The sequence below is a fragment of the Asticcacaulis benevestitus DSM 16100 = ATCC BAA-896 genome (assembly GCF_000376105.1).
Lineage (GTDB): Bacteria > Pseudomonadota > Alphaproteobacteria > Caulobacterales > Caulobacteraceae > Asticcacaulis > Asticcacaulis benevestitus.
The window spans coordinates 23,807-43,087 of record NZ_AQWM01000020.1; the positions used below are offsets into that span (position 1 = coordinate 23,807).

Consider the following 19,281-nt stretch of genomic DNA (forward strand, 5'->3'; position numbering starts at 1 on the left):
GAATGCTTGCGCCTTCGGCGCGTCATCGTCTGAAAGTATGGAATTTAGAAGCTGTAACCGAGCGAAGCCCACAGGCGCGGATTGTAATCGGGTGCTGTGGTAGCCTTGTCGCCATTATGGAACGCCATAGTGACGCGCGCATTGACATGACCACGCTGAGCCGCTGCCGACACGCCGTAGCTATCGAGTGATTGGGCGTTGCGACCCGGCGCATAGAGGTTACGGCTGATCTGCACACGGCCAGCGTCATAGAAGCCCGATACCTGCAAACCGTCGCGGACGTTATGGCGCAATTCGGTATTTATCAGCCAGCCGGTATCGCCTGAGCCTTCACCTTGCGGATAGGCACGCACGCCATAGATACCCCCAATTGTGAATTTTTCCGATGAATCGAGGTTCTTGCTGGTGGCCTGCGTATTCAGTGACAGCGAAAGGCTTGTCTTTTTAGTGATTGCCTGAAGGCGCGAGGCGGTAAAGGCGACCTTGGTGTAAGCACCTGCCGTTTTCGCGCCCAGCCGGTCGGTGGCGCGTGCGCTCGCGGAATGGATGTTCAGTTCACCGGAAGCATAGGATAGGCTCCAGCTATTGTAACCACCGCCCCAAAATGCGTCTGTCAGATCGCCGTAGGCCGAAACCGTGGCAACAGCCGAAGACTTGCCAGTGATGACTTTCACCGAAGCGATCTCATCCTCCAGATCACGGCTTTCAAGATTGGCGCTCAGCCAGATATTGTGATTCAGACCGCGCACAACCGGATAGAGGGCATAAAGACCCGTGGTTCTGGCCGTGCCAGTCGCGTCCAGCGTGGCAAATTCACGGCCTAGCTCATAGCTACTGTTCGATAGGGCAGCGCCGATGCGGAGACCGTTCGCGCCCATAGGCAGGTCATAGGCCAGTCGTCCGTAGATCATGTCTTCATTGGTCAGCGTGGCCTGAGCCGATAGACGATCCCCGATATTCAGGGGACTGTTGACCGCCACCTGTCCGCTGAGACGGGTATCTCCCGTATAGCGATTGCCGTAATTGTCGAGGCTGACGTTGCCCTCAAACAGCTTGCCAGCGCCTGTGGTAACGACGAGGTCGGAAGTACCAACCCCGGCGCCCGGCTTGAGCTTGCCTGCCACCTTGCCCACGCCCGGCAAATCCGCCAATAGCAATAGGGGCCGGTCGGTCGTGCTAGACAAAATAACTTCGCCGTTCAGTTTTTGCGCATCAAGCACGGCCTGAAGATAGCTGTCGCGAACCTTACTATGATTGTCCACAGTGAGGCTTGATAGCCTGCCTTCCAGCACACGAATGATCACTAGGCCGTCATCGATCGTCTGGGCGGGTATGTAAGCGCGAGCGACGACATAGCCCTGAGCCCGGTAATAGTCGGTAATACGGCGGACTGCGACGCGCAACTCACCCAGCGACTGTTCCTTGCCCTGAACATCGCCAACGAGTGCCATCAATGCCTGAGTTGTGAAGCGTGTATTGCCTTCAATGCGCAAGGTCGAAACCATGAGACGCTGCGACGGGTCGGACCCGGGATCGGTTTCGTCTGGCACCGTCAGACTGGGAGCGGTGCCCCGTCTCAGCGGCTCGACGGGGAAGCGATTTTCACGCAGGGTCTGACCAGCATCGGGTGGCGAGACGGTCTGAGCGAAGGCTGAGGCCGGTATCAGCCCAAAAGCTGTTGCCAGCAGGCTGAGGCAGGAGACGCGGCGAAGGATGTGACGGGACATAGGCGTTTCTCTGAATCGGCGGTTGTGCGGCGACAGGCCATGAAGAAGCGTTTGCCCGTGGCAATTGCCCAGACACCCGATGGATATGAAAGAAAAGTGGAGTGTAGCCGCGTATTAACGCAGGCTGTCAGGACCCAATAACAAAGATGCCGGTAACTCAAGCGAAAATGGATACATATAATTACTCAACTAAATAGCTTAATTTAACCAGGCACCCCTTTTGGGCGCGATGTGTAAATGGAGTAAGAAATAATAAGACTAACAATAGATTACCGCAGCCTGAGGATCCATCTTCTGACGGAACGCGCAATATTCAATTTGCCAGGCGCGCTCAAAAATTACGGAAAAAGGTGATTTGCGGCGGTATGTCTGCCAAAAACAGGCGGTAGTGCCCCTGCAAGCCTCGCTTAGACAGGCAAATTAGCTGGTATGCGGGGCAAAGGTCTCGTTACCAGTATGGCCAGTTTCACGCGAAGTAAGCCTGAATTTTTCACTGTAATTCGTCGGAAAGAATACGGTCAATTGTACGGCGGACACCGAAAAGGTAATATATTAGTCAGAATTTATTTCACTTCCCAGCATCTTTTTTGTAAACTAACCCACTTAGGCGAGAACGGCGACAGACTTTGTGGCGATTTGCGTTGCCTTACGATGTGGTAGATGCAGCGCTTCAGTAGCGCTCCCAATATCAAATGACACGGTATTACGGCGCACGAAACACAGAGGCACAGATGCGTGCTGTTAAATCTTGACGCGAGCTCCCCAATTGGCACCTGTGGCCTTGTGCGAACAACAGTGGACACGTGCGACCAACTTTGTGCATTTTGATTTTAGTCTTGAACTCCTGCATGCAGGTTGGGGGGCATCTGGGGGGACTGCAGTTCTCGCACCTTTCTAATAGAAAATTGATTCAATGGACTATTTCAAAGGCCGGCGTCCTTTCCTGATGAGACGACGAGTTTCAACTTATTGATAGTTATAAGTTATTCGCCCGACTTGTATTGAAGCAAGGTTAGATTTTCTAAAAAAAGTGCTTGGGCCTGAAACGTCCAAGAAACCGATCGTTTTTACAATTTCGACAGGCGGGGCCCATACCCCAAGTGGCATAAATAGAGCTTATACCCCATACGGCATAACAAGACAATATACCCCAACTGACCTATTGTAAATTTATCCCAGTTGGGGTATAGCCAAGCAATGGAGATGCAAATGATTCAGATGGCTCGATCCCCCAAGCAATTCGGCGCAGCACTGCAACAGCGCCGGTCCCAAAAAGGCCTATCTCAATCAGCACTCGCTGATCTCATCGGAACGGGCCAGAAAACCATATCTAAAATTGAAAATGGAAATCCAGCGACAAAACTAGAGACCTTGTTCTCACTTCTGGCAGCCCTTGATTTGGAACTTGAGATCAAGCCCCGAAGTAAGAGCAACCCGAATGAACAATGGGAAGACTACCTCTAATGGCCCGTCGCAAAACACACATCCCATTGAACGTGGTTTTGAACAATCGACTTGTTGGCAAGCTGGAGAAGGAAACGAGTGGTGCAATCCGATTCCAATACGATCCAACTTGGTTAGACCGTCGAGGCAGTTTCGCAATATCACTGTCTCTCCCGCTAAAATCGTCGGCATATCGCGGCGAACCCGTCGTTGCCGTCTTTGACAATCTCTTGCCCGACAATGAGCGCGTTAGAAGGCGCGTCGCTGAAAGAATGGGAGCGCAGGGCACGGACTCCTACAGCCTTTTGGAACAGATTGGGCGCGATTGTGTCGGAGCTCTGCAATTTCTACCCGACGATATAAACGTCGATCCCGTGTCGGACATTACAGGCGAGCCCATAAGTGACGAAGAAATCGAGCACCTACTCGCCAATCTTGAAAATGCCCCGCTTGGCATGGACGATGAGCACGAGTTTCGAATATCCGTAGCTGGCGCTCAAGAAAAGACAGCTCTTCTGCGCTACGAGGAAAGGTGGCTGAGACCGACAGGTACGACACCCACGACCCATATTCTAAAGCCACAAATAGGTCAGATACCGACCGCCTTCGGAACCATTGACCTGTCCAACAGCGTCGATAACGAACATTACTGTTTAAAACTGATGGAAGCCTTCGGTCTGACAGTCGCCAAAACTGAAATTGCCACCTTTGGAAAAAGGCGTGTCCTAGTTGTCGAACGCTTTGACCGCCAGTGGCTGAACGAAGGCAAGAGATTGCTAAGATTGCCGCAAGAGGATTGTTGCCAAGCTCTCGGTATACCTCCGAACCAGAAATATCAAAGCTCAGTACAAGGCGGCAAAAACGGCCCAAGCGCGGTCGATATTTTACAGCTTTTGAAAGCCGGCGATAAGGCGCTCCAAAATCAAATGGAGTTCTTTAAATCTCAAATAATTTTCTGGCTCATAGGCGCAACCGACGGCCACGGAAAGAACTTTAGCGTATTCTTGCGTCCTGGCGGCGGTTTTGAACTCACGCCTTTCTACGACGTATTATCCGCACAACCCGTTTTCGATCAAAAACAAATACCACATAACAAATACAAACTGGCGATGTCAGTCGGAGACAGCAGAAAATACGCCATCCTAAATATTAGGGGGCGACATTTTACAGAGACAGCAAAAGAGGCCGGGCTGGGACCAACACTAATCAACCAGGTATTTGGCGAAATTCTCTCCGCTGCACCAGACGCAGCGGACCGAGCGCTCGCACAAATGCCGAAGGACTTTGCAATGGATATTCACGAAAGTGTAAAAGCTGCGATCATGGGTCGAATAAGATATCTACAAGATATAGAAAACCAAACCGACGAACCAAGTTAACAACGAAGATACATGCAGCGCATCCGTGCGAACACGGGTGGACACCAACGGTCATATGGGTGTAATTTGAGTCTGTCTTAAAACCCAGCACGCAAGCTTGGGGGGACTTTTGGGGGGACTTTGCCCTCACACCTTTCCAATAGAAAATTGATTCAATTGACTATTTTAAAGGTCCGAGTCCTTTCCTGACACCCACACTGAAAACCGTTCAGCAACACGAAAAACCCAACGATATCAGCGAGCCTCAAATCGGACTCGAACCAGACGATCCATCATGCACGGGAAAGGAGGGCTCCCCTCCTTTCCTGGGACCATTAGGTTGTTCACATCTGTCCTTAGATGTTTGAAAACCTCTTAAAAATATAGTATTCAGCGACCTTAAGTGTCCGCAACCGTATCTCCGCGCCCACAACCATCCGGGCAAATTGGGGGTATTGCTGGGGGTACATGGCAAATATACGATGGGTGATGTCCTAAGCGCTGAGCACCCCCTATGCCCCCCGCGGCATGGACAAAACCATGCCTGCGCCGCCCAAAAGAATTGCGGTTGAGTTTGCCACTACCGCTTTTTACAGGCGAATCAACTTACTCTATAGTAACAACTTAAGTGATTCGTTCGGATAAACCATGGCCATAGCCTCCATTGCCTATACCGCCGCAGCGGGCGGATTGGCCTTGGCCCTGTCCACCACGTGGCTGGCCTTGCGCAACCGTATGCGCTTCTCCAAGGCCAGCGATACGCTGAAAGCCGACCTCACCGTCAAAGAAAGCATGTTGCGCGAGCTCGACGCCGCCACCACGGCCTTTGACGAGGCCTTTCTGGCGGTTGAAGGCGACACGGTGCGTCTGGTCTGGGGCGAAGACACCCTTCGCCTTTGCGCCGAAGCGCTCGGCCTCAAACTCAACAGCAGCGCCGATATCGCGCCGCAGGTGGTGCAGGCCCTGGGTGAAACCTCCGCAGAAGCCGGATTGGGCCTCAAGGAACTGATTTCCGAAGGCAAGTGGTGCCGTTTCGAAGTTTTCGCCGAAACCCCGCCCAACAAGATCGCCGGTATCAGCGCCACCACACCCGCCGGCATGACCCTGATCATCGAGGGCAAATCGTCGGGCGCCACCGCCTGGATCCGGCTGGCGATTGCCGGCGCCAAGGCCTCCCTGTCGTCCGGTCCGTTCGCGCAGATGGCCGAGCATTTGCCGGCGCCTTGCTGGATCTGCGCGCGGGATGGCCGCATCGTCTGGGTCAATGCCGCCTGGCTGAAGGCCGCCGAGGCCTCAAGCCTTGACGAGGCGATCAAGAACAATCTCTCGCTTGACCGCAATGCCGATGCTCTGGTCATGGAAGCGCTGGAGCAGAAGACCCGCCGCGAAGGCTTCCGCTGGCTGACGGTCGGCGGTCAGCGCCGCGCCTTTCAGGTCATTGCCGAGCCGCTCAACGACGCCTATGCCTGCGCCTACGCGGTCGATGTCACCGAGGCCGAGGAAAGCCGTGAAGCGCTCAAGCGCCACGCCAAGGCGCACGACGAAACGCTCGATACGCTGGAAGACGCCGTGGCCATCTTCGGGCCGGAAAAGCAGTTGATGTTCCGCAACCGGGCGTTCGAGAAGCTGTGGGATCTGGAAGCCGCCTGGCTCGATGAGCGCCCGACGCATGGCGAATGGCTCGATCGCCTGCGCCAGAAGCGCCGTTCGCCGGAAACCGGTGATTACAGCGCCTTCAAGACACGCGAACTGGAATTTTACGGCCTGACCCATACGGCCGACGATGAAATGTGGAGCCTGCCCGATGGCCGCTCCTTGCGTGTTGTGCGCCAGCCGCATCCGCTGGGCGGCCTCCTGATCCTGTTCTCAGACAAGACCGGCGAACTGAAGCTCAAGGCGCAGTTCAATGCGCTTATTCAGGTACAGAAATCGACGCTCGACCAGCTTAACGACGCCGTGTCGGTCTATGGCAGCGATGGTCGCATGCGCCTGCGCAATCTGGCGTTTGACAAGTTCTGGGCCTTGCAGCCGGAAGATATCACCACGGTGATGGACTTTGCCGATCTGGCCGAACTGTGCCTGCCGCTGGTTCATGATCGCGGCTTCTGGGCCGAACTGAAAGCGCGCGTCACCGATACCGATCCGCTGGCGCGCGCGCCGCAAATCGGCGAGATCAAGATCTCCGACGGCCGGCTGGCGCAATGGCGCACCCAGCCCCTGCCCGATGGCGCGACGCTGGTCGCATTCTCCGATATCACCGCCACGCGCCAGCTTGAAAAAGCCATCGAGGCGCGCGATGAGGCGCTGAACGAGTCGGTGCGGTTGAAGCGTGATTTCGTTGCCAATGTCTCCTACGAACTGCGCACGCCGCTGACCACCATCGTTGGCTATGCCGAACTGTTGCAGGCGCAAGTGCCTTCGGCCGACGCCAATCCGAAGCAGAAGGCCTTCCTCGATTCGATCCAGAGCGCGGCGCAGGAACTGGCGCGTTCGATCGATGACGTGCTTGATATGGCCCAGATCGATGCCGGCGAGATGTCGATCTCGCGCGCCGATGTCCGCCTGCTCGATATCGTGGCCGAGGTTGGCTTGCGGCTCACCGATGTGTTCAAGGCCCGCGGCGTCAAGTTCGATTACACCGGCGTTGTCGAAACCGGCATGGTGCGGGTCGATGCCAAGCGCCTGGGCCAGTGTCTCGAACACCTGTTGGGCAACGCGATTCGTAACGCCACCAGTGGCGGCGCGGTCATGCTGAACGCGAAAAAGGACGGCGACAATCTGGTGCTGGAAGTGGCCTATACCGGTCGCGGCATTCCTTACCATGTGCAGGCGCATATTTTTGACCGCTATATAGGCCGTGAGCGCGGCGGCCCCGGCCTTGGTCTGGCGCTGGTCAAGGCTCTGGTCGAACTGCATGAGGGCTGGATCACGCTGGAATCCGAACCGAACGAGGGCGCTAGCTTCAAGATTCACCTGCCGGGTCAGGCCGATGCAGGAAAATCCGAGCCTATCGCGGCTGAGACTCAAACAGACGCGAAAGCGCTGAACGTGATCGATCGCAGCGACGATACGGTCTCCAGCGTCGCTTAACCCGTCTATCCGGCGTGGAACAGGGCGCGCATCAGGTCAGACTTGCTGACCATGCCTTCGAGCCGCCCCTCGTCATCGACCACCATAACATGGCGACGATCACCCTTGGCCAGTATCGGCAACAGTTCGGTGGCGGAATCCCTGGCCTTCACACGCGCATAGGTCTGGCGCATGACCTGACCCGCCGGCAGTGAGGGTTCGGACTTGAGCGTATCGTCGAGTCGCAGCAATCCCATCAGCTTGCGGCGGCTATCAACTACCGGCAGGGCCTTGATATCATGGCGCGCCATGGTGGCCTCGGCGAAACTGAGCGGTGTATTCGGCGCGATCGTGCGCAACTTAGCCACCATGATCTGGCCGCAGGTCATCTTGCGGGCGAGGCGCATATAGGCCTGCATCTCGGTTTGTTCGATCAGCTTTTCAACATCTTCGCGGCTGATATCGAGCGCCTGATTATAGCCCAGCAGGGCAGCCTCCAGATCGGACGGATCGAAGCGATGCAGGGCCAGCAGGTGTGGCGCGCCGCTGACAATCTGACGCTGCGGATATTTGACGCCGGTCAGATGATGGTAGGCGATGGCGACGATAACCAGAACAGCGGCGTTGACCGCCACCGGGAACAGAATGAACGACCAGTCGGTTGTCTGGGCGATGACCACGAACAGGGCGGTGCCGCCGCCAGAGGGATGCAGGGCACGCAAGCTGACCATCAGCAGGACCGCCAGGGCGACAGCCGTACCGGCGCCAAGCGCCGTATGGCCAAACAAATGAAAAGCGATCAGACCGGCCAGGGCCGACAGGGCATGCCCGCCGATAATCGGCCAGGGCTGCGACATCGGCGAACCCGGCACAGCGAAGACCTGCGCGGCCGAGGCGCCGAGCGGGGCCATCAGCCACCATTTGAGATGCAGATCGTGCTCGAACAGGCCGCAAATCAGGGCGGTAAGAGCTATGCCAAGGAAAACACCGCCCACGATAAGGATGCGCTGACGGGCATCTATACGCGTGGGCGGCGGAATAAAGTCCTCAAAAAAGGCTTCTAGCTCCTTACGCAGTCTCGGTTTCCTTGCCGTACCAGTTTATATTTCGCGTCAGGATCATCACGGTGGCGATGACCACGAAGGCCGCCACGGCGCCAATCAGCAGCGCGTAATCTTCCATCCGCATCAGCGTATAGATCATTCCGTACAACAAGGAAAAGATAATCAGGGCGGCAAAACCACGTAACCGGCTTTTGAACACCATGCCGGCATAGCTCGATATCAGCCCCACCGTGGCGATGGCCGCGGCAAGGAAGGCGAGATCGAAACCGATGCGCTCGGCCAGCGACAGCAGCAACAGATAGAAGGTGATCTGCGTCAGGCCAATCAGGATATATTGCGCCGGGTGCAGTTCGCGCTTCGAGGTGCTCTCAAAAACGAAATAGGTCAGGAAGACGAGGCCAACGAACAACAGGGCGTATTTCAGCGAGCGGCCGACATTCTGATAGGGATTGGTGTTCTCGACAAACGCGACCGAAAGTTCAGACTTGCCAAGTGACGACAGGCTATCGAGATTGATGACCGCCGGCAGGCCGCGCGCCACAAAGGGCACAGACCAGGTGGCCCGGAAGCCCGATTTCAGGTCTTCCTCGCCCTTGACTAGCGGCGTCTGCTGATCGTGGTGAAAGGCGCGCGTGGCCGGCAGGAAACCGCCGCCGAACGACGGCGTGTTCCAGTCACCGGAAAGCGTGACCTCGGACGACTTGGCATAGGCCAGCACGCCGATCTTTTGCGCACCGGTAAAGCTCATATCGAGGCTGACGTCATAGGGTTTGGCGGTATCGAGCGCTGCCAGGGGCGTCGAGAACAGGTCGAGCTTGCCGCTGCCGCTATCAGTGTTGAGGCTTTGCGCGCCTTCGACCGCCGGCGCCAGCGTCATGGCCTGACCGTCGACCGTGGCGGTGATGTCCTTGCGCGCGCCGCGCGAATCGGACGCGCCGGAAAGCAACTGGGCACGGCTCCAGTCGAGCATGGCGCCGGTGGGCGCCTTGACCTGGGTCAGATCGAAATGGGCGGTGAAATGCAGGTCGGTGGTATAGACCGGCACGCGAAACAGCGAGCGCGAGCGCACCTCGCTCTTGCTGGTGGCCACAGCCTTGCCGGTGACCGGAAAGACAACCAGATTGCCGGTCTGGGCGGGCACCACGGACTTGACGCCGTTGGCGTCCGTCTCGACCTTGGGCGGGGCAACATAGGGCACGGTGATGACCGGACCGAGGAAGGTTTGCGGGCCACCCATCAGGCCGCCGATTTCGCGGGTAACCTCGTCGGCGCGGTGGGTGCGGTCAAGCAACAACAGGAAGACAAAGCCCGCCGGCACCGACATGAGCACGGCGAGGATACAGACGATCAGAAGCTTGGTGCCCTTGCTGCGGCTGATGATCTGACGCGGGGATGGGTTTTGCGGGGGATAGCCGGGGGTGGATGTAGTGGACATCGTGGTTTCCTTGAAAGGCGTCCAGGCGACAGCGGAGGCACTGCCGGACGTCACGATATCAGATTGTGAACATTGTTCAATAAATAAAATGAACGCCGTTCACTTAGCTGGCTAGCAGAGGTGCTTGCGGACGGTTAGCCATTCGCCACAGCGCAAGGGCGGCACAGGTCAGCAGCAATAGTGGGAAAAAGGGCCAGGCCACGGATAAGGCAGGCAATCCGCGAGTCAGACCGAACGTCAGAAGCATGATCCCCGGCAGGGTCGCGCCAAGGCAGGCCAGGGTGAAGCGCCGGACATTCCAGCGAATGAGGAACAGGGCAGCAACGAGGTGACTGATGCCCATGCAGAACAGGAACAGTGCCGTGAAAGGCTGCCACGCCAGATAATCGGCTGCCACTTCAGCGTGATGATGAGCGATGAGCATGTTGTAATAGGGATCTGGACTGCCCAGTGCGATGGCCACAAAGTTACCGAAGCACTTCAAGAAAAAGGCACCGTAAAGCGCGGTTACAATGCCGATACTCCAACGCCCGATGTTGACGAGATTTGTCATATGTTTGATCCTTTCCTGAGTAGCTGTCCACAGACAGCCGAGCGTGAACTCGATGGCTTCGAACTCCGTCTCGATGAGGCGGGCCTCTTGCGCCATGGCCTCACCCCAGATGCGGCGATGCTCAGGCAGAAGGCGAAGGGTGAGATGGGTCAGGGCGGCAGACAGCTTCATGCCTTGGCCTCCCGCAAAGCAGGCGTGAAGCTGGCTTCAGTTTGTCGCGTCGCCGCCAAGGCAAGCCCATCAACGGTCAGACGATAGGCATGGCGCGGCGGACGGCCAGGCTGCTGGGGCGGACGCCACTCGGTTTCCAGCGCTCCCTGATCAGCCAGCCGGATCAGTAAGGGATAGAGCGTGCCGGACTTAAGGCCGGTTTCTTTCGACAGGTCATAGCCATAGCGCCAAGCTTGCGGATGTGCGGCAAGCGCTGAAAGCACAGTACGGGTCTGGGGCGAGATGTTGGAACGACGGGCCATAAAACAATATCAACATATATAGAGTTTTTAGTCAACAAAAACTCTACATATGTTGGTATTTAAAATTCGGGTGGGATTGGCAGTGCCTAGTGCTGGTTTTCCGGCATACGGATGATCAGGCCATCAAGGGCATCCGACACGATGATCTGGCAGGATAGGCGCGAGGTCGGTTGCAGGTCGTTGGCGAAATCGAGCATCGACTCTTCCATCACCGAAGCCTTGCCGGTCTTGTCGGCCCAGGCGTCATCGACATAGACATGGCAGGTGGCGCAGGCGCAGGCCCCGCCGCAATCGGCGTCGATACCGGGTATATTGTTCTTGACCGCGCCTTCCATGACGCTCTGGCCCGGCTTGACCTCGATAACGTGTTCTTTGCCGTCGTGTTCGATATAGGTGATCTTGGCCATGTGGATTGCGGACCTGCTGACTTCATCCTTCCCCGTTTACGGGGAAGGTGGCCAGCTTGTCTGGCCGGAAGGGGCGCTTGCGGACGGCGGGATTGCCCCCTCCGTCACGGACAAGCCGTGACACCTCCCCCGTTTCGCTTAAAGCTCACAGGGGAGGATGAAGGGTTTTACCCCTTCGCGGGCATCATCTTCTTGATCTCGGCGATCGCCTTGGCGGGGTTAAGACCCTTCGGGCAGACCTGAGCGCAGTTCATGATGGTGTGGCAGCGATAGAGCTTGAACGGATCCTCCAGCGCTTCCAGGCGCGCCGTGGTGTTCTCGTCGCGCGAATCCGCCAGCCAGCGATAGGCTTGCAGCAGGGCTGCGGGCCCAAGGTACTTGTCCTGGTTCCACCAGTAGCTGGGGCACGAGGTCGAGCAGCAGGCGCACAGAATGCACTCATAAAGGCCGTCGAGCTTGTCACGGTTCGCCGGCGTTTGCAGGCGTTCCTGTTCCGGATCGGGTGTCTTCGATTCCAGCCACGGCTCGATCGAGGCGTACTGGTTATAGAAGCCCGACAGATCGGGGATCAGGTCTTTCACCACCGGCATGTGCGGCAGGGGCGCGATGGTGATATCGCCCTTGAACTCATCGTGGCCTTTGGTGCAGGCCAGGGTGTTGCGACCGCCGATATTCATGGCGCAGGAGCCGCAGATGCCTTCGCGGCACGAGCGGCGGAACGCCAGGGTCGAATCGACGTTGTTCTTGATGTGGATCAGCGAGTCGAGCAGCATCGGGCCGTGATCGGCCGAGTCGACCTCGTAGGTGTCCCAGCGCGGATTTTCGCCCGAATCCGGATCGAAGCGATAGATCTTGTAGGTGCGCGTCGTCTTAGTCTTCTTGGCGGCCTTGTAGCGTTTGCCGGCCTTGACTTTCGAGTCGCGGGGAAGGGTCAGTTCAACCATCTGTCATACGCTCCTAGTACACACGCGCTTTAGGCTGGATATAGGCGATATCGTTCGTCATGGTGTAGGTGTGGACCGGGCGGAAATCGGCCTTCACCTGACCGGACTGGGTGTCGATCCACATCAGGCTGTGCTTCATCCAGACCTCGTCATTACGGTTCGGGAAGTCCTCGCGGGCGTGGGCGCCACGGCTTTCCTCGCGGTTGGCGGCCGAATTGACCGTCACCACCGCCTGATTGATCAGGTTGTCATATTCCAGCGCTTCGATCAGGTCGGTGTTCCAGATCATGCCGCGATCCTTGATACCGAGATCGCTGGACGCCTTATGGATGGCGTCGAGGCGCGACACGCCCTGTTGCAGGGTTTCACCGGTGCGGAAGACGGCGGCGTCCTGCTGCATGGCGATCTGCATGTCGAGGCGCAGCTTGGCAACCGGCGTCTTGCCGTCAGCGTAGCGGAACGTATCGAGGCGATCGAGGTGCTTCTGCACGACGCTTGGGGCCAGTTCCTTGTGCGGCGTGTTCGGCTTGACCAGCTCTTTCGAGCGCAGGCCCGCGGCGCGGCCGAAGACCACGAGGTCGATCAGCGAGTTGGAGCCGAGGCGGTTGGCGCCATGCACCGAGACGCAGGCCGCTTCGCCGACGGCCATCAGGCCAGGCACGACCGTATCGGCATTGTCGCCGACCTTGGTCAGGACTTCGCCGTGATAATTGGTCGGGATACCGCCCATATTGTAGTGGACGGTCGGGATAACCGGGATCGGCTCCTTGGTCACATCGACACCGGCGAAAATCTTGGCGCTTTCCGAGATGCCCGGCAGGCGCTTGTGCAGGATTTCCGGCGGCAGGTGATCAAGGTGGAGGAAGATGTGGTCCTTCTTCGGACCGACGCCGCGGCCTTCGCGGATTTCCATCGTCATCGAGCGCGACACGACGTCACGCGAAGCCAGGTCTTTGGCGGAGGGCGCATAGCGCTCCATGAAGCGCTCACCGGCCGAGTTGGTCAGGTAACCGCCCTCGCCGCGCGCGCCTTCGGTAATCAGGCAGCCCGAACCGTAGATGCCGGTCGGGTGGAACTGGACGAATTCCATGTCCTGCAAAGGCAGGCCGGCGCGCAGCACCATGGCGTTGCCGTCACCGGTGCAGGTGTGCGCCGAGGTGGCCGAGAAATAGGCGCGGCCATAACCACCGGTCGCCAGAATGACGAGGTGGGCGCGGAAGACGTGGATGTCGCCGTTGTCGAGCTGCCAGGTGGTAACGCCGCGGCAAACGCCGTCGTCCATGATCAGGTCGAGGGCAAAGTGCTCGATGAAGAACTCGACGTCATTGCGCAGGGACTGGCCATAGAGGGTGTGCAGCATGGCGTGACCGGTGCGGTCGGCAGCGGCGCAGGTGCGCTGCACCGGGCCTTCGCCGAAGTTCTTGGTCATGCCGCCGAAGGGGCGCTGGTAGATCTTGCCGTCCTCGGTGCGCGAGAAGGGCACGCCCCAGTGTTCCAGTTCGTAAACGGCCTTGGGGGCGTTACGCACGAGATATTCGATGGCGTCCTGATCGCCCAGCCAATCCGACCCCTTGACGGTGTCGTACATGTGCCATTCCCACTTGTCCTCACCCATATTGCCGAGCGACGCGGCGACGCCACCCTGGGCAGCCACGGTGTGCGAGCGGGTCGGGAAGACCTTGGTGATACAGGCGGTTTTCAGACCGGCCTGACCGGCGCCGAGCGCGGCACGCAGACCGGAACCACCGGCGCCGACCACGACCACGTCATAGTCGTGATAGATGATGTTGTAAGGCTTCTTGGCAGACATGAGCTTTACGCCCCCTGATGCAGAACAAAGAGCGCGTAGCCGGTGGCAAGAACGAGAGCCGCACTCAGGAGAAAGGTAAGGAAGATGGAAAAGCCGCGCAGGCCGCCCTGCAGATAGTCATCGATGATGACCTTGACGCCCATATACATGTGCCAGACCGAGATCAGCATGGTCAGGCCGATCAGGCCGGCATTCAGCGGCGCGCGGGCGAAGGCGATAGCGGCATCGAAACCGCCGCCGGCAATCGAATAGGCCGCATAGGCCGCCCACAGGGTCAGCGGGATCAGGACCAGCGAGGTGCCGCGCTCTGCCAGCCATTCGCCGGCGCCGTGGTGCTCGGATTTTTTCCAGGATTTGACGCTCTTGGCGCCGACGTCACGATTGTCGCTCATGATAGGGTCACCTTGCCGGTAGCGAAAAGAACCGCCCAGAAGGCGAGGGTGAGAACGACGCCGAGGATCATGGTCCACAAGGCGATCTGGTCGGCCTTCTTCGGCTCGAAGCCGGTGCCGGTGTCCCAGATCAGGTGGCGCAGGCCGCCGGTCAGGTGGACGAAGCCGGCCAGTGACAGGCCGAACCAGACCAGAAGGCCCAGAGGCGATGAGGCCAGCGTCAGGAAGCAGGTATAGGCTTCGCGTCCCATGGCGAGCGCCACCAGCCAGGCGGCGATCAGGATGGCCCCGGCCACCGAGGCAGAGCCGGTGACACGGTGCATGATCGAGCTGAACATGGTGATGTGCCAGCGCCAGATCTGCAAATGCGGCGAAAGCGGACGGCGGGGAAGCTGTGAGGGCGTCTGAGACATATGATGCGGCCTTAAACCCATGTCTTGTACGGCGCGCGGAAACGCAGCCGGGTACGGTTACACTTGCGGGTCTTTTAGACCCTGAAACGGTGCTGTCAATCAAGCTTTCTATGGAGAAACCGCTTTTTTGCCGCCGGGTTGCGCGAACGCTTCGCATCCGCACATCCGGCAGCACCTTCAGGATTTCACAGAGATGTGACTTAATCTTTAAGGCGTGACGCCGCAGCTTCGACAAAATCCTGTGTTTCGGTGATGAAGTGAATGAATTCTTAAGATGCAGGCGCATAGCCTTAAGCTGATCCATCCCCTTCTTTACAGTAGCGAGTGTACCTCTGGTGATTACCGCCCTGATCCTTTCCGCAGCCCTGCTGGCGCAAGACCTGCCCGATAGCCCGCAACCCTATCGGCCAACAACCACGGCTAAAGGCAACGGCCCTGTTGCGCCGGCGACCGGCGGCGGTGTGGGCGTCGACGCCTATCGCCGCGACTACGAAGGCCCGAAAAATTCGCAGGAACTGACCTACGATTCCGGCATCTTCCAGGCCTATACCTCCAAGGAAAATCAGATCGGCAATATGGAAGGCTCGTGGGTCGTCACCGCTGCCGATGGCCGCAAGCTGGTCGGGCTGGAACTGCGCAGCGAGAACATGGTCAGCGGCCGTCTCGAAGGCGCGTGGCGCTCCATGCTGGCCGGCTTCGGCATGAACAACTCGGGCTTTGTGTCAGACATCACCCTGACCGGCCGCGATCTCGAAGTGAACTATTTCGTCGGCGGCGCGCGTTCCCCCACCATCCTGAACCTGCACAAGGACGCCGATCAGGTGTGGCGCGGCTATATGCTCGACACCAAGGGCGAAAAGACCTCCGTGGTCCTGACGCAGGTGCGTCCCGGCGCGTAAATCTCAAAAAGCGACGAGGCCCTAACGAAAAATTTGCCACAAAGGGATATTACGGTCTAACCTGCCGCTCGGATCAAAACGTGAACAACCTATGTCGCTTATCGCCTACCCCATAGCTTCGGATGCCTATGATATGCTAGCCTTCCTCAAGGCGGGCCCTAAAGAGCCGTGGCCGCAGCGCGCTGTGCGCGAGAAAGAAGCCGAGGCGCGGGCGGAGGCACGCGTCACCTTTGTGACCCAGGCTGTGGGCCCGCTGTATGAGAGTCGCGATGAAGCGCTGAACGCTTACAAGGGCCTTGTTGTGGACGACCGCAAGGATCACGCTTTTACACCTGCGGCTGAGGACCGTTTCTGCACCCTGGTCTGCCGGCCACGCGATGCGCTGCGGGGCAAACCCAAGGCGATAAAACCCGTGTTCAGCGAAGGTGAGCGCTGGCCGAAAGCCAAAGCCCCGATAGCCACCGTGTGGCAATTGTCGCTCAGCTACTGGAAGATCATGACGGTGGCGCAGGTCAAGGCGGCAGGCCTGACGCCGGTCGGCCAGGCGCGGCATTTGCGCAAGAAGGCCAATGGCAAAGACCTGACGCCGGAAGAGATCGCGGCCCTGTCGCAGAGCCCGCTGCTGGCGGCGCGTCCGCAAAAAGCGCTCGACTTCGGACTGTTCGATTTTCCGCTACCGGAGAACCCGGCCATCATCATCGCCGATGAATAGCCCTAGCCTCGCCGGTAAAAAGGCTTTGTAAACCCTGTAAAGGCCTCTGCTGAGTTCTGCAGTCGCTGCGGTAAGCTGAAGCGTGGCAGGAAAAGCGCCACGGTGCGGCGGGGATTAAAGCCCTGCATCGGGATGCGCACCACATCGGGCGCCGTGTAGCTCTCCGGCATAACGGTGATGCCGACGCCCGCCCCCACCATGCTGAGCGCACGTTCGTCCTGCGCCGTGCGATAAACCAGCGGCGGCCGGACATTGCGATCGGTGAAATGGCGGCTGGTTTCCGACAGCACCTCGCAACGCGAGCGCACGATCATCGACTCATTGGCCAGATCCTCGCCGCGAATGATGCGTTCTGCGGCCAGACGATGCTGGCGCGACAGGGCCAGTTGATAGCCCTCCTCGAACAGGGCGATACTGGTGTCATCCTCGACACGGCGCAGGGATAGCGCGAAGTCGATGCCTCGCTCATCAAGACGATTGAGCAGTTCCTGTTCGGTGCCGTCGAACAGGTCGAAACGGATACCGGGGTGAGCGGCGGAAAAGCCGGCCAGCAGACGGGCCACAAAGGCCGATGGCAAGGTTTGCAACACACCCAGACGCAGCACATCGGCCTGATCTGTCTGGGCAATCTCGGCCGACGCCATATTGACCTCGTGGAGGATCGCCTTGGCGCGGGGCAGGAAACGCGCGCCGGCCGTCGTCAGCGATACCCGCTTGTTGTTGCGGATAAAAAGCGCGACGCCGATCTGATCTTCCAGCCGCTTGATACCCGCCGACAGCGTTGGCTGGGTGATCAGGCAGGCGCCCGCCGCCTTGGTGAAACTGCCGGTCTCGACCACGGCCAGAAAATAGCGCAGCAAGTACAGTTCCATTGATAGATACTTTCTATGAATAGAATAGTTATTATCAATTTTTCCAATTCATGAAAAGGGCGTATTTTCGCATGGAGTTTACACAAGCAGGCCTTATGAGTGTTTTCAAAAGCGAGATCGATACGGCGTCAGACGCTTTCATCGCCAACGCCGCCGCCATAACGGCTATGGTCGATGATCTGCGCCAGATATCCGCGCAGATCGCGCTTGGCGGTTCGCCAGCAGCGCGTGACAAACACACGCAGCGCGGCAAGCTGCTGCCACGCGACCGGATTAACGGACTGCTCGATCCCGGCTCACCCTTCCTCGAACTGTCAGCGCTGGCGGCCCACAAGGTTTATGACGACGTGGTGCCAGCGGCGGGCCTGATCACCGGCATCGGCCGCATCAATGGCCAGGAATGTGTCATTGTCTGCAACGACGCCACCGTAAAAGGCGGCACCTATTACCCCCTCACCGTCAAGAAGCACCTGCGCGCGCAGGAAATCGCCCAGACCAACAACCTGCCGTGCGTCTATATGGTCGATTCCGGCGGCGCCAACCTGCCCAATCAGGACGAGGTATTTCCGGACAAGGACGATTTCGGCCGCATCTTCTTCAATCAGGCGCAGATGTCCGCCAGGGGCATCCCGCAGATCGCCGTGGTGATGGGCTCCTGCACCGCCGGCGGCGCCTATGTGCCGGCCATGTCGGATGAGTCGGTCATCGTGCAAAAGCAGGGTACGATCTTTCTCGCTGGCCCGCCGCTGGTGAAAGCCGCCACGGGTGAGATCGTGACTTCGGAAGATCTAGGCGGTGGCGACGTCCATGCGCGAATTTCTGGTGTAGTCGATCACCTGGCCGCCAATGATGCCGATGCGCTGGCCATTACCCGCCGTATCGTCGACCACCTCAACCGGACAAAAAAGGTCGATCTGGCGACAAGGCCGGTAGTCGAACCTATGTACGACGCTGAGACGCTTTATGGCGTCATACCCGCCGATAGCCGCCAGCCCTATGATGTGCGTGAGGTGATCGCGCGGCTGGTCGATGGCTCTGAATTTGATGAGTTCAAGAAACTTTACGGCGAAACCCTGGTCTGCGGTTTTGCGCATCTTTACGGTTATCCGGTTGGAATCGTCGCCAACAATGGCGTGCTGTTTTCCGAAAGCGCGCTGAAAGGTTCTCATTTTATAGAACTGTGCTGTCAGCGCGGCATTCCGTTGATTTTCCTGCAAAACATCACCGGCTTCATGGTGGGCCGGCACTATGAGAACGAAGGCATCGCCCGTCATGGCGCCAAGATGGTGACCGCCGTCGCCTGCGCCAATGTGCCGAAATTCACCGTCATTATCGGCGGGAGCTACGGCGCCGGTAATTACGGCATGTGCGGCCGCGCCTACGATCCGCGCTTCCTGTGGATGTGGCCCAATGCGCGCATCTCGGTCATGGGCGGTGAACAGGCGGCCAATGTGCTGGCCACCGTCAAACGCGATGGCATCGAAGCCAAAGGGGGCCAGTGGAGCGCCGAGGATGAAGCCGCCTTCAAGGCCCCTATCCGCGACACCTACGAAGCACAGGGCCACCCCTATTACGCCTCCGCGCGCCTGTGGGACGATGGAGTCATTGATCCGGCCGATACACGGCGCGTTTTGGGGCTGGGACTATCCGCCGCATTGAATGCGCCCATCGCACCCACCACTTTTGGTGTCTTCAGGATGTAACCAACAA

General features: G+C 58.4%; 17 protein-coding genes. 6 read left to right on the forward strand and 11 right to left on the reverse strand.

What is annotated here, in order from left to right:
* Positions 1-44 precede the first annotated feature (44 nt).
* Complete coding sequence (locus tag B060_RS0116350) at positions 45-1,727, reverse strand: ShlB/FhaC/HecB family hemolysin secretion/activation protein (protein WP_018082883.1); 1,683 nt, start codon at positions 1,725-1,727, stop codon at positions 45-47.
* Between the two features lie 1,209 nt (positions 1,728-2,936).
* Here B060_RS0116350 and B060_RS0116355 point away from each other — a divergent pair.
* The 3 genes from B060_RS0116355 to B060_RS0116365 all read left to right on the forward strand — a co-directional run bounded on the left by B060_RS0116355 (position 2,937) and on the right by B060_RS0116365 (position 7,618).
* Positions 2,937-3,191, forward strand: a complete 255-nt coding sequence (locus tag B060_RS0116355) for a helix-turn-helix domain-containing protein (protein ID WP_026172912.1) — start codon at positions 2,937-2,939, stop codon at positions 3,189-3,191.
* Positions 3,191-4,549: a type II toxin-antitoxin system HipA family toxin gene (locus B060_RS0116360; protein WP_018082885.1), complete on the forward strand. Its 1,359-nt coding sequence runs from the start codon at positions 3,191-3,193 to the stop codon at positions 4,547-4,549. The genes B060_RS0116355 and B060_RS0116360 overlap by 1 nt, the downstream gene beginning before the upstream one ends.
* A gap of 627 nt (positions 4,550-5,176) precedes the next feature.
* Positions 5,177-7,618 (forward strand): PAS domain-containing sensor histidine kinase, encoded by a 2,442-nt coding sequence (locus B060_RS0116365; RefSeq protein ID WP_018082886.1) that lies wholly within the window; start codon positions 5,177-5,179, stop codon positions 7,616-7,618.
* 5 nt (positions 7,619-7,623) lie between these two features.
* Here the strand turns inward: B060_RS0116365 and B060_RS0116370 are convergent, their stop codons facing one another.
* From B060_RS0116370 to sdhC, 9 genes are all read right to left on the reverse strand, one after another.
* Positions 7,624-8,673 carry an HPP family protein gene (locus B060_RS0116370; protein WP_425304000.1) on the reverse strand — a complete coding sequence of 350 codons (1,050 nt, stop codon included), beginning with the start codon at positions 8,671-8,673 and terminating at the stop codon, positions 7,624-7,626.
* A complete protein-coding gene (gene creD, locus B060_RS0116380) occupies positions 8,666-10,096 on the reverse strand; it encodes a cell envelope integrity protein CreD (RefSeq protein WP_155847759.1) in 1,431 nt (476 codons plus the stop codon). The genes B060_RS0116370 and creD overlap by 8 nt, the downstream gene beginning before the upstream one ends.
* Before the next feature lie 103 nt (positions 10,097-10,199).
* Positions 10,200-10,820: a hypothetical protein gene (locus B060_RS0116385; RefSeq protein ID WP_018082890.1), complete on the reverse strand. Its 621-nt coding sequence runs from the start codon at positions 10,818-10,820 to the stop codon at positions 10,200-10,202.
* Entirely contained in the window at positions 10,817-11,122 is a 306-nt protein-coding gene (locus B060_RS0116390; protein WP_018082891.1) for a PadR family transcriptional regulator, read from the reverse strand. Before B060_RS0116390 ends, B060_RS0116385 begins: the two co-directional genes overlap by 4 nt.
* Positions 11,123-11,208: 86 nt before the next feature.
* Positions 11,209-11,529: a 2Fe-2S iron-sulfur cluster-binding protein gene (locus B060_RS0116395; protein WP_018082892.1), complete on the reverse strand. Its 321-nt coding sequence runs from the start codon at positions 11,527-11,529 to the stop codon at positions 11,209-11,211.
* Between the two features lie 167 nt (positions 11,530-11,696).
* Positions 11,697-12,473 carry a succinate dehydrogenase iron-sulfur subunit gene (locus tag B060_RS0116400; RefSeq protein ID WP_018082893.1) on the reverse strand — a complete coding sequence of 259 codons (777 nt, stop codon included), beginning with the start codon at positions 12,471-12,473 and terminating at the stop codon, positions 11,697-11,699.
* A 13-nt stretch (positions 12,474-12,486) separates the two neighbouring features.
* Positions 12,487-14,283: a succinate dehydrogenase flavoprotein subunit gene (sdhA, locus tag B060_RS0116405; protein WP_018082894.1), complete on the reverse strand. Its 1,797-nt coding sequence runs from the start codon at positions 14,281-14,283 to the stop codon at positions 12,487-12,489.
* 5 nt (positions 14,284-14,288) lie between these two features.
* Positions 14,289-14,675 (reverse strand): succinate dehydrogenase, hydrophobic membrane anchor protein, encoded by a 387-nt coding sequence (gene sdhD / locus B060_RS0116410; protein WP_018082895.1) that lies wholly within the window; start codon positions 14,673-14,675, stop codon positions 14,289-14,291.
* Complete coding sequence (gene sdhC / locus B060_RS0116415; RefSeq protein ID WP_018082896.1) at positions 14,672-15,088, reverse strand: succinate dehydrogenase, cytochrome b556 subunit; 417 nt, start codon at positions 15,086-15,088, stop codon at positions 14,672-14,674. Before sdhC ends, sdhD begins: the two co-directional genes overlap by 4 nt.
* 335 nt (positions 15,089-15,423) lie before the next feature.
* Between sdhC and B060_RS0116420 the strand changes: the two genes are divergently transcribed.
* Together B060_RS0116420 and B060_RS0116425 are read left to right on the forward strand one after the other, a co-directional pair.
* A complete protein-coding gene (locus B060_RS0116420; protein ID WP_018082897.1) occupies positions 15,424-15,987 on the forward strand; it encodes a hypothetical protein in 564 nt (187 codons plus the stop codon).
* Positions 15,988-16,078: 91 nt separating this feature from the next.
* Positions 16,079-16,699, forward strand: a complete 621-nt coding sequence (locus tag B060_RS0116425; protein WP_018082898.1) for a hypothetical protein — start codon at positions 16,079-16,081, stop codon at positions 16,697-16,699.
* Between the two features lie 2 nt (positions 16,700-16,701).
* Here the strand turns inward: B060_RS0116425 and B060_RS0116430 are convergent, their stop codons facing one another.
* A complete protein-coding gene (locus B060_RS0116430; protein WP_018082899.1) occupies positions 16,702-17,571 on the reverse strand; it encodes a LysR family transcriptional regulator in 870 nt (289 codons plus the stop codon).
* A gap of 95 nt (positions 17,572-17,666) precedes the next feature.
* Here B060_RS0116430 and B060_RS0116435 point away from each other — a divergent pair, with 95 nt between their 5' ends.
* Positions 17,667-19,274: a carboxyl transferase domain-containing protein gene (locus tag B060_RS0116435; RefSeq protein ID WP_018082900.1), complete on the forward strand. Its 1,608-nt coding sequence runs from the start codon at positions 17,667-17,669 to the stop codon at positions 19,272-19,274.
* Positions 19,275-19,281: the final 7 nt, after the last annotated feature.